Raw genomic sequence first — 10583 nt, 5'->3', positions numbered from 1 at the left:
TCCGTCAGGGTCTGGCGATCGCCAGCCACGACCCTCACACCGGCCAAGGGAGCCCCAGAATTGATGTTGTAGACCGTCCCGGTAAAGGCGTGGCCTCTGGACTCAGGCGCCCTCGCCAACTGGGAGGGCGGCTTTCCGGCCGCCGGAACGGTCGAGGGCTTGGCGGTCGGCGCAGAGCGGGGAGCCTCCGGAGTGGCCGGTTTGGGAGTCAGGCGTGCCTCCGGCGTGGGGGACGCCGGCTTGGGAGTCGGGCGTGCCTCCGGCGTGGGGGACACCGGCTTGGGAGTCGGGCGTGCCTCCGGCGTGGGGGGCGCCGGCTTGGGCGTCAGGCGAGCTTCAGGCGTGGGGGGCGCCGGCTTGGGCGTCGGGCGAGCTTCAGGCGTGGGGGGCGCCGGCTTGGCAGTCTGGCGTGCCTCCGGCGTGGGGGCTGCCGTCAGCACCGGGGTCGGCGCAGGTGGCTGGGGGGATTGCCCGGCCGTGGGCGCCTGGATCGCAGGCACAGGCTTGAACTCCGCCGCGGCGGGCGTTGAATCTTCCTGGGGCATCCCGGGGGCATCAAAGCGGACCATCAGGCGATTGCCGGTTTGCTTCCACCGCCAGCGTTTGCCGAGTGGCTGGGTGAGGTTGAACACGATCTGGACTTGCTCCGGCGCCAGTTCCGTCACCCGCACCTCTTTGACCAGCGCCCCGGTAAGGACACGGATTTCATCGGCCTTCACGCGAGCGTTGGCCAGGTCGACCACCAAGCGCGGCGGAGCCTCGAACTCGGAGAATTCGGGCTGAAGCCTCCCCTTGAATGGCAGCAAAAAAATGCCCAACTCCTCCCGAAAGGTGAAACGTCCGATTTCGGCAGGTTCGCCGGCGGAAGTAGCCCCAGCAGGCGCCGGGCGCGGGGTCGTCAACCCGGACGGAGCGGGCTGAGGCCGAGAGGTGGAACGAGGCGTGGGTGAAGGCGCGACGCGGCGCGCGGGAACCACCGACGGCGCGGGCGTCGCTCGACGGGCAGGAAGCGGGGACGGCCCGGGCGGGGAGCGCCGCAGGGGGGACACCGAGGGTGCCGGAACGGCCGGCAAGGCAGTGGGAATGACAGACGCGCGGGGAGAGGGCTTGGTCGGCGCTACCCGGAGGGCGGGCCCGACCCGCACCAGCAACCGTCCGGGGGAGGCCGAGGCGGCCCACTCGCCCTTCAGAGGGCGCCGCAGGCGGACCTCGATGGCGGCCATCAACCCCTTGCGAGCGACCCGAATGGAGGCCACCCGGCCCCCCACCTGGTCCCATTGGCCCTCCACCATGCGAGCCGTCCAGGGCACCTCGATGACCAGCCTGGGAGGCTGCTCCCGCTCCGAAACAGCCGGCACGCCTTCGAACCAAGGCACCGAGAGCACCTGGCGCGCACCATCAAAACTGATTTCAGCCGCGGCGCCCGGCGGCAGCGCGGCCAGCGCAGGCGGCGTCGCGAAGCAGGCCAGCAAGAGCAAGAGAAGAAGAGGACGCAACATAGCACTCCCGACGCCCAAAGTCCGCAAGCAGTGTACCCGAGAATCTGCCAGCTTTCCACGCGCCGCGCCGGGCTTGTACACTACGGGCATGCTCAACATCGTGCTTGTGGAACCAGAAATTCCGCCCAACACGGGCAACGTTTCCCGACTCTGCGCGGGCATCGATGCCAACCTCCACCTGGTCGGCCCGCTCGGATTCTCACTGTCCGACAAGCATCTCAAGCGGGCAGGCCTCGACTACTGGGAGCACGTCAAGCTTCATCGGCATGACGATCTGACGACGTTACAACGCCAATTTCCGCAGGGACGTTTCGTTTACACCAGCGCACACGGCCAACGCCTCCACACCGACTGGCATTACGAACCTGGGGATTTCCTGGTCTTTGGACGCGAAACCAGTGGTCTGCCGGCCAGCCTGTTACAGCAGAATCCGGATTCGGTGGTGCGGATTCCCCACTGGGGACCGGTCCGGAGCCTGAACCTCTCCAACGCGGTGGCCGTGGTCGCTTACGAAGCCATGCGCCAGTTGCAGACGCGGGGCTGCATCCCTCCCCCGATTCCGCGCGCACCAGACCAGCCCCCCTCGTGAACCACCCCGCCGGAATCGCAGCGAACGCCTTGCTGCTGGGTACAACGCGCTTGCCTTCCAGACCACCCCATCGATTCATGGCGACTTTCCGCAAGACGCTTCTTCTCACGCTTGGCCTTCTGTTACAGGGGGGCCTGTATCCCCTGCCGGGCCTCGCCAATCCGCCCGACCCCAAGGCCATGCTGACCACGCCCCCGACCCCCCATCAGGAGGAATCGTTGGGCAAGGGCGAGATTGTGGTTCACCTGGTCAATCGACATCCGATCTACCATCTGGACGTGTACGGCCTGATCGACGCCCCTTTCCCCGCCGTCTGGGAAGCCGTGACCAGCTACGACCATTACCATCAATTCTTGCCCTTGGTGGTGGAATCCGGCATTCGCAAGAAAAGCCGCGACAACACCTGGCAATTTGTTCGCATGCAGCCGCCGTGGCCGCTCCACGATCACTGGATGGTGAACATCAACGTTGAACAGCGCCACAAGGGCGTGGTCAGCTGGACCATGGCCGATGGCAACCTGCGCTTCGAACGGGGTTACTGGCAGATGGCACCGCAGGGGCAAGACCGCACCCGCCTTCAATACCATCTCACCGTGGACCCCTGGCTGGACATCGTGCCTGGCTGGCTGATCGAGTTCGCCACCCGCAGCGTCCTGCCAGACGTGATCAAGGGGGTCCGCGCCCGGGTCAAGACCGTCGCCGCCCAACGCCCTCGCGGCTGACTGCGGCGCGCGCCTCAACTTGGCCCCGCTCACCCGCTGCCTGCGCCGTGGGGTCCGATCTACGATGAGGCGTCACGCGTCTTGTCAGGCCAGGGGGGAATCGCCAATGCAGCGCAGCCTCGCGGGGATGAAGGGAGTTCCGGTCATCACGCAGCAGGGAGTCCGCATCGGCACGATCGTGGACGGCGTGCTCGATTTGAGCGAGCATCGCCTGGTCGCTTTCGAGATCGATTGGGAGGACGATCAGGGGCTCGAGCGGACGGAATGCCTGCCGCTACAGTCCTTGAGCGAACTGAATGCGGATGTCGCGACGATCGCCGGGGAACTGGGCATCTCGCAGAGCATGGCCTGGGTCGACACGGAGGCGATGCCGCACCCCCTGCGGGAGATGCTGGGTCTGCCGATCCGCTGGCCAGACGGCACGCCAATCGGCATTCTGGTTGACCTGCTGTTCGACCCACGGGACGGTGGGGTCTATGCCTACGAATACCTACCAGGTCAGGCGCTGGATGCCCCGCAGGACGCTCGGTTTCTCAGGCCTCACCGCACGATTCGCTTCGTCCCTGGGCAAATGTTACTGCTGGAGGAGGCCAGCGGTGGCGTCTTTCGGACGGAGCCGGTGCCTCGGGTCGATATCCGCGTGATGACGCAGCTGGGCCTGGAAGAGCCGCAAGGCGAGGAGGACATCGAATTGCAGCGTCACACGTCCGGAAGTGAAGCCTGACGGTCACACGCAGCCAGGTTCAGGACGCCGATGAAGGCGATGACACCGGGCCAGCCTGCAAGGCGGCCAGTTGCTCAGGCGAGAAGACCGGCCGTGCCAGTTCGAACGTATCGGTCAGGCGCACATAAGTCGCCCCGCCGCAACGCGAAATCGGTTGCCAGGCCTCGCCAGGCCGCGGAATCCCTTCCTGCATCAGCTCATCACGCACGTGGGCCCGCACCACCGTGCCGATCACCAGGCTGCCTCCCCCGGGCCCATCGCTGACCTCGACGATTTGGAACAATCGACATTCCAGGCTGATGGGGGACTCCTGCACGCGGGGGGCCTGCACCACCTCGCATCTGACAGGCGTCAGACCGGCCATCTCGAATTCGCTGACGTCCTCCGGGAAATCGGCGGAGGTGAGATTCATGGCATCCGCGAAGCGCTCATCGACCACATTGACGACGAATTCGCCGGTGGCCTCAATGTGCTTGAGGGTGTCCTTCTTATCAGCCTGCGGGCCGCGCCGCATCGGCGCGAAACAGATCGTCAATGGCCGCGCGCAAACGACGGTGAAAAAACTGAAGGGCGCCAGGTTGGGGACCCCCTCAGGACTGCGCGTCGAGACAAACGCAATGGGGCGAGGAACGACGGTCCCGGTGATCAGACGGTAAGCGTCCTGCCAGGGACCAGCGCTGGGATCGATGATCATGACCCGGCGCTCCCCGAGGCCAGTTCCCGTGCCCCCCAACTGGCCCAGTAATCGCTCCACTCCACGGCCTTGGCTTCCTCGGTGAGGCGAAACGGACGCTTGGCATCCACCATGACCGCGTATTCCTGAGTCGCCGCCTTGCTACGACTCGCCGCGATCGCCTTCGGATGGGGCCCGTGATGGATCCCGATCGGATGGTAGGTGACCATGCCGGGAGCAATCCCGTCGCGACTGAAGAAATCCCCTGCGTGATAGAAGATCACCTCGTCGAAGTCGATGTTGCGGTGGAAAAACGGCACCCGCACCGCCTCGGGGTCCTCTTCGAGCGGACGCGGCGCAAAGGTACACACCACGAAATTCCGCCCTAGCAGGGTCGTATGAACGCTGGGTGGCAGGTGGTAGCGGTGGCTCATCACGGGACGGAAATCGCTCACGTTGACCTTCCAGGGAGTCAGATCACCTTTCCAGCCGATGGTATCGATCGGATCAAACGGATAAAACACGGAGGTGTGCTCCCCCTCCCGCTTGATCAGCACCTCCCATTCCCCGCCCCGCTGGAGGGAGGGAGCCGGCGTGGGAGTGACGATCACCCCCGGGTCGAACAGGGCGTTGCGTCCCAGCATGCCCTTGTCAGGGAGCCCGATCTCGGATGCCGACTCGATCACCAGGAAGAACGGGTCCTCGCCCTCGGGCAGCAAGCGATAGGTCGTTCCACGTGGAATCACCACGTAGTCCCCCACCGAAAAGTCGAGGGGACCATAATCGGTTTCGAAGCGACCCGTTCCGCGATGCACGAACCAGACCTCATCCGCGTCCGCATTGCGGTACGCGAAGGGCATGGGGCTGCGTCGACGGGAAACCCGCAAGGCCACGTCCTCGTTATAGAGAAAGGTCGTCGGCAGGCCGCGTGGGTCGTGCATGTCAGACGAGGTGATGTCCATGGCCCGCAGGGCGTGAGGGCGCAACGGCCCCTCGATGCGAAGCCAGTTGGTGGGGGGGTGGGCGTGATAGAGGTGCGACACTCGGCCAAAGAAGCCGTTGCGTCCGTGTTCCTCTTCAAAGGTCCCCTCAGGCAGGGCCACGTGCGCCTGAGCGGCGTAGGTCCCTTTGGCCAGCATGAAAAGGTTTTCCATCGCGACCTCCTTCACGTCATCCCGTTCAGCGCGGGAGCTTCTGCTTCAACCGATGGCCGCAAGGGGGGCGGCGGAGCCGTCACGGGCTGGCCCACCGGGTTGCGGAGGACCCCGAGACCAGCCACCTCCAGTTCGACCACGTCGCCTGGTGCGATCCAGCGGTCCAGTTCTAGGCCGCAGCCTCGCCCCACCGTTCCAGAGGCAATCACATCCCCCGGATACAGCGTTTCATCCATCGACACGTGCGCGATCATCTGCGCAAAGTTCCAGTAGGGATTGCCCGCGTTGGACTCGGACCAGAGCTCGCCATTGACCCGGATCCAGGCCGGCAAGTCGTCCAGTTGGGGCAGTTCGTCCGGCGTGACCAGGGCAGGCCCCAGCACCGTGGCGAAATCCTTGCCTTTCGCCGGCCCCAGCCGACAGGCCATCTCCTTGCGCTGGATGTCGCGGGCAGAGACGTCATTCATCAAGGTGTAGCCCGCGATGTATTGGGGCGCCTCTGAGACGCCGATGTTCCGCCCCTCTCGTCCAATCACCGCCACGAGTTCGAGTTCGAAATCGAGTTGGCGAGTGTAACGCGGCCAGGGCAGGGGCGCCTCGGGGCCAATGATGGTTCGGTGATTGCCCTTGTAGTACACCGGCAGCTCATACCAGGCGGGCGGGATGGGCTCACCTCGCTTGGAAAAGCCCGTCCGAACGTGCTCTTCGAAGGCGTAAAAGTCTCTCAGGCTCTGGGGATTGGGCAAGGGGGCCAGCAGGCGAACTTCCCCCAACGGATGAAGCAAGCGACTGCCGTCCGGTCCATCCGGCAGCACCTCGAAGGCGTCCAGGCGGTGAAGCGACTCACGAACGAGCGACCAGGCCCGCTCCCCCACCTCCAGAAACGCACGCAAGTCTGGGGGACAGAGCAGATTGGCCAGGCTCCGCCAGGCCGGTTCCCCCGCCCCCTGCAGGTGCCAGGCACAAGCGAAATTGAGGTCCAACACGCCGTCACGCCAAAGCGCACCCAGGCGAACATGCCGCCCCAGAACCGTCTGGAGTTCGATGGTAACCAGCCGCAAGCGAACTACTCCATTGTGAACGCCGTCCAAGATACCAGGAAAGAAAAAAACCCCGCCGGAATGGGCGGGGCTTCAAGCGAACGCCTTATGCCTCGGCGACCGCAGCGGTGTTCACGCGCTTCATCAACCGCGACTTCAGGCGGGCTGCCTTGTTCGGGTGAATGACGCCTTTCCGCGCGGCGCGGTCGATCGTGCTGATGGCGGTGACCGTCGTGCTCTGCACGTCAGCCTGTGCCTCCACAGCAGCCCGGGCTTGCTTGATGCGGGTCTTGACCTCGGACTTCACCGCGATGTTCCGCTGACGATTGCGATCGGCGACTTCGACGCGCTTGATGCCCGACTTGATGCGCTTGGCCATGGTTTTGAAACACTCCCAAAAAGTTTGACGTTTGCCGATTTTGCTTAGCGTTTGACTAAGATGCGGGCAAAATATGGTCAAGAGGACGCCACCAGTATAACCAAACCGCCGCCATCATGCAATCAGACGCGACCGAGGTGATCGCCGCTGGTGTCACCTGTCCACTCAGGGGGCCGACTCGCGCGGCCAGAGCAACACCCCCCCATTGAACGGCGGAATTTCGCGCCCATTGGGCCAGTGCCCGAGGGGGGTCCCGATGGCCTGAGCCAGCTGCGCCATGGTGATCACGATCGGCTCCGAGGCCAGCGGATCCGATAACACGGCGTGCGTGTCATTCACGGCATTCAAGAGCGCGAAATGACCGCCGGAGTAACGCTTGGTGATCTTGTCCACATAGGCCGGCGTCGGATTCAAGTTGAGCACGACCAGGTGGTCGGGCTCCCGCATGGCCCGCCGAATGGCCTCGATGCCAAAAATGAACTCAGCGTGGAGTCCCAGCTGGGGGGCGGCCTGCACGATCTGGATCGGGTAGGTCCAGGTCCCCTCGCGACGGGTTCCCGTCATGGCCTCTCGCACGTAAGCGATCAACGCCGCCGGCTCTCCGGAAGGGACCTCCGAAGGCAAGCGCCCCAGCGCCCGCAAGGCCATGGCCACCGAGGCCGGACCACAGTTGGCATTGTTGCTGACCCGCTGGCGAGGGTTCCAGCGTCGATGGCGATACTGCGTGAGGTAGGCCTGGTCCGCTTGCCAGAGTGCCTCTTGAAGTGGCGCCAACGCCTGCGCTGGCCCTCCCCCCTGCGACCAGCGCCCGGCCACGTGCGCAGGCCAATCGAGGGGGCAGGTCGAAAAACCAACCAGCACGACAAAGGCAAGCAGCCAGGGGCCCCATCGGGGTTCAGTCGCAGGCATCGGACCGCGGGTTTCGCTCCACGTTCGGTACAGAGAGAAGGCCAGGCGTATTGTGCCCCGAGGCCCTCCCCGAAGAACGCCACGACCCCGACCACAAGGCGAAACTTCACGATTTGCAACAACAGGGCACCAGAACAACCTGGGCAAACAGCTCGCAGCCGCCTTTCTGGGCACCGTCGCGTCCCCGAATCGTCCCCCTGAAAGCGACCGCCTCGGGCCAGCCCACGCCAACGGCAGCAGTTGACAATTATTCTCAACAAGGGCCTAATGGTTCTATCGAGAAATATTCTCAAGAGTTTCCCATGTTTCACAAAACCGACATCTTGACCGTTCAGGAGAATCTGCGCCGTCGCGGGTACCGCATGACGCCCCAACGGGAGACCATCCTGCAGGTGTTCCAGACATTGCCGGAGGGAACCCACCTCAGCGCGGAAGAACTTCACGAGCAGTTGAAAGTTCTCGCCTGCGGAATCAGCCTGGCGACGACCTACCGCACCGTCAAATTGCTTGCCTCCATCGGGCTGCTGCGAGAACTCGACTTCGCGGAAGGTCACAAGCATTACGAGCTGGCCGCCGATGAATCTCCGCCCCACCACCACCTGATTTGCGTCGACTGTAATCAGGCCATCGAATTCGAACAGGCCCCGTTGTATGAATTGGGACAGGATGTCGCAGACAGTCATCGCTTCAAACTGATCGACGTTCAATACAAGGTATTTGGCGTTTGCCCGACCTGTCAGGACGCAGGGGACAAGCGATGACCCTCGCCGAGATTCGTCCGGGCGATCGCGTCCGCATCCTGGCCATTCCGGCCCTTGAGGTCCGCACCCAGGCCCTGAGACTTGGCATTGGCGTCGGCGAGGTGGCCGTGTGTCGCGCCATCATTCCCAGGGGCCCCGTGGTGCTGGGGAAAGCCCGCCAGGAAATTGCCATTGGACGCCAGCTTGCCGAGGACATTCACGTAGAGTTCGCCCAGCCATGACCACCACACTCCAAGCCTCCCACACGTCCGCGCGTCCGCGCGAAACCAAGGTGGTTCTGGTCGGGAACCCCAACGTCGGCAAGTCCGTGTTCTTCAACGCGTTGACGGGCCTTTACGTGGATGTCTCGAATTACCCCGGAACCACCATCGACGTGAGCCGAGGTCATTTCCAGGGATGCCAGGTGCTCGACACGCCCGGCATTTACGGGGTGGGGGCCTTCAACGACGAGGAACGGGTGGCGCGTGACATCGTGTTGGGAGGAGACATCCTGCTGAACGTCGTTTCAGCCCCGACGCTGGAGCGGGATCTGTTCCTCACCTTGCAGCTGATTGACCTTGGCAAGCGCGTGCTGGTGGCATTGAACCAGATGGACGAGGCGACCCAATCGGGTGTTCAGATCGACGTGGCGCAGCTCTCGGCCTTGCTCGGCGTGGAGGTCGTGCCCTGCATTGCCATTCGCGGCGAAGGGCTCGCTCAGGTCAGTGAACGGATCGATTTCGCCCGCACGGGGCACGGCGTGCCAGGCCTGGGTGAGAAGGTCGCGGCCCTGGGTGTCTCGCCGGCGTCTCGGGCGGAAGCCCTGCTGGCGCTGGAGGGAGACCCGACGGCAGCCGACCGACTGGGGCGAAACATCGCCAGCCAACGGGAGGAGCTCTACGCCGCGCGCCGCGCGCACGTGGATGAGATCGTACGCCGGGTGATGCGGTTTGAGGACCGCCAGGAGCGCCTGAGCAGCAAATTGGGGCACGCGCTGCTGCGGCCAGGCTGGGGCTTTGCCTCGGCCGCGGCCATGATGGCCCTGCTCTACCTGCTGGTGGGGGACCTGATCGCCCAGCGGGTGGTCGAGGTCACCGAGGGCCAATGGATGCAAGGCCACTACGAGCCTTGGATGCGGGGTTTGATCTCCAGTGTGGTGCCGCTGGCGTGGCTGCGGGAAATTCTGGTGGGCGAATTCGGGCTGCTCACCATGACGGTCACCTACGTGTTTGGACTGCTCCTGCCGCTGGTCGCCGGATTTTACCTTTTCCTGGCCACGCTGGAGGACACGGGCTATCTGCCTCGCCTGGCGGTCCTGGTGGATCGCAGCCTGGCGGCGATCGGCCTGAACGGACGGGCGGTGATTCCTCTTATCATCGGCTTCGGCTGCGTCACGATGGCGACCATCACCACCCGCCTGCTCGGCACTCAGCGTGAAAAAACCATCGCCACGGCCATCCTGGGTCTGACCATCCCTTGCTCGGCCCAGCTGGGGGTCATCCTGGGCTTGCTCGGCAAGACCGGTACCTGGAGCAGCTGGGCCGTCTACGGCGGCACCATGTTTGCGGTGCTGGTGGCGATTGGCACCGTGCTGGATCGCCTGCTTCCGGGACGCTCATCGGCCTTGCTGATCGACCTGCCGCCCCTGCGCATGCCCCTGTGGCGCAACGTGCTTCGGAAAACCTGGACCAAGTCGCTGGCATTCCTGCAGGAGGCCGTGCCCCTGTTTCTGCTGGCCGCCCTGGTGGTGGGGGTCTGCAAGGTCACCGGCCTGCTCGGCCTGATCACGCGGGGACTGGCCCCGCTGGTCGAAGGCTTGTTGCACCTGCCCCAGCAAGCGGCTTCCGCTTTCCTGATGGGCCTGATTCGTCGCGACTTCGGAGCAGCGGGCCTGACCGACATGGCCTTGAGCCCTGGCCAGACGGTGGTCGCCCTGGTGGTGATCACGCTCTTCGTTCCCTGCATCGCCACCGTCGTGGTGCTGTTCAAGGAACGCGGCTGGCGAGAAGCCGCTGTGCTCTGGCTGGGGTCCTGGGTGCTCGCTTTCGCCATCGGTGGCGTGCTGGCCCGTGCCCTGGGGACTTGAAGCCGTGTGGCACCTGTGGAAAGACCGCCGCCAAGGTCAGTCTCCCGTGAAAACAGCCGCCCCGAGCG

At 64.6% G+C, this 10583-nt stretch carries 12 protein-coding genes; 6 read left to right on the top strand and 6 right to left on the bottom strand.

Features of this window, described 5'->3' with window-relative positions; translation table 11 throughout:
- Positions 1-1589, bottom strand: a 1589-nt coding sequence (locus VKP62_09015) for an AMIN domain-containing protein (protein MEB3197330.1), incomplete at its 3' end; no start/stop codon positions are given.
- Between VKP62_09015 and trmL the strand changes: the two genes are divergently transcribed.
- The 3 genes from trmL (at position 1588) to VKP62_09000 (ending at position 3534) form a co-directional block, all read left to right on the top strand.
- A complete protein-coding gene (gene trmL, locus VKP62_09010; protein MEB3197329.1) occupies positions 1588-2088 on the top strand; it encodes a tRNA (uridine(34)/cytosine(34)/5-carboxymethylaminomethyluridine(34)-2'-O)-methyltransferase TrmL in 501 nt (166 codons plus the stop codon). The genes VKP62_09015 and trmL overlap by 2 nt on opposite strands.
- A 77-nt stretch (positions 2089-2165) precedes the next feature.
- Entirely contained in the window at positions 2166-2810 is a 645-nt protein-coding gene (locus VKP62_09005) for an SRPBCC family protein (protein ID MEB3197328.1), read from the top strand.
- Between the two features lie 106 nt (positions 2811-2916).
- Positions 2917-3534, top strand: a complete 618-nt coding sequence (locus tag VKP62_09000) for a PRC-barrel domain-containing protein (protein ID MEB3197327.1) — start codon at positions 2917-2919, stop codon at positions 3532-3534.
- Between the two features lie 19 nt (positions 3535-3553).
- On the opposite strand, the gene VKP62_08995 is transcribed toward VKP62_09000, so the two are convergent.
- From VKP62_08995 to VKP62_08975, 5 genes are all read right to left on the bottom strand, one after another.
- Positions 3554-4228, bottom strand: a complete 675-nt coding sequence (locus tag VKP62_08995; GenBank protein ID MEB3197326.1) for a flavin reductase family protein — start codon at positions 4226-4228, stop codon at positions 3554-3556.
- A complete protein-coding gene (locus VKP62_08990) occupies positions 4225-5361 on the bottom strand; it encodes a homogentisate 1,2-dioxygenase (GenBank protein MEB3197325.1) in 1137 nt (378 codons plus the stop codon). The genes VKP62_08995 and VKP62_08990 overlap by 4 nt, the downstream gene beginning before the upstream one ends.
- Before the next feature lie 11 nt (positions 5362-5372).
- On the bottom strand, positions 5373-6422 hold the full coding sequence (locus tag VKP62_08985; GenBank protein ID MEB3197324.1) for a fumarylacetoacetate hydrolase family protein: 1050 nt from the start codon (positions 6420-6422) through the stop codon (positions 5373-5375).
- Between the two features lie 85 nt (positions 6423-6507).
- Complete coding sequence (rpsT, locus tag VKP62_08980) at positions 6508-6780, bottom strand: 30S ribosomal protein S20 (GenBank protein MEB3197323.1); 273 nt, start codon at positions 6778-6780, stop codon at positions 6508-6510.
- A gap of 165 nt (positions 6781-6945) precedes the next feature.
- A complete protein-coding gene (locus VKP62_08975) occupies positions 6946-7554 on the bottom strand; it encodes a C39 family peptidase (protein ID MEB3197322.1) in 609 nt (202 codons plus the stop codon).
- A 437-nt stretch (positions 7555-7991) separates the two neighbouring features.
- Here VKP62_08975 and VKP62_08970 point away from each other — a divergent pair, with 437 nt between their 5' ends.
- Genes VKP62_08970 through feoB form a run of 3 tightly spaced genes read left to right on the top strand, consistent with a single transcriptional unit; the run spans position 7992 to position 10515 of the window.
- Positions 7992-8450, top strand: coding sequence for a Fur family transcriptional regulator (locus VKP62_08970; protein MEB3197321.1), 459 nt, complete (start codon positions 7992-7994; stop codon positions 8448-8450).
- Positions 8447-8671 (top strand): ferrous iron transport protein A, encoded by a 225-nt coding sequence (locus VKP62_08965; protein ID MEB3197320.1) that lies wholly within the window; start codon positions 8447-8449, stop codon positions 8669-8671. The genes VKP62_08970 and VKP62_08965 overlap by 4 nt, the downstream gene beginning before the upstream one ends.
- A complete protein-coding gene (feoB, locus tag VKP62_08960; protein MEB3197319.1) occupies positions 8668-10515 on the top strand; it encodes a ferrous iron transport protein B in 1848 nt (615 codons plus the stop codon). Before VKP62_08965 ends, feoB begins: the two co-directional genes overlap by 4 nt.
- The last annotated feature ends 68 nt before the right edge of the window (positions 10516-10583 follow it).

The organism is Candidatus Sericytochromatia bacterium, from assembly GCA_035285325.1.
Lineage (GTDB): Bacteria > Cyanobacteriota > Sericytochromatia > S15B-MN24 > JAQBPE01 > JAYKJB01.
Note: the sequence above shows the minus strand (reverse complement) of the source record. Positions and strands in the feature narration are given on the sequence as shown.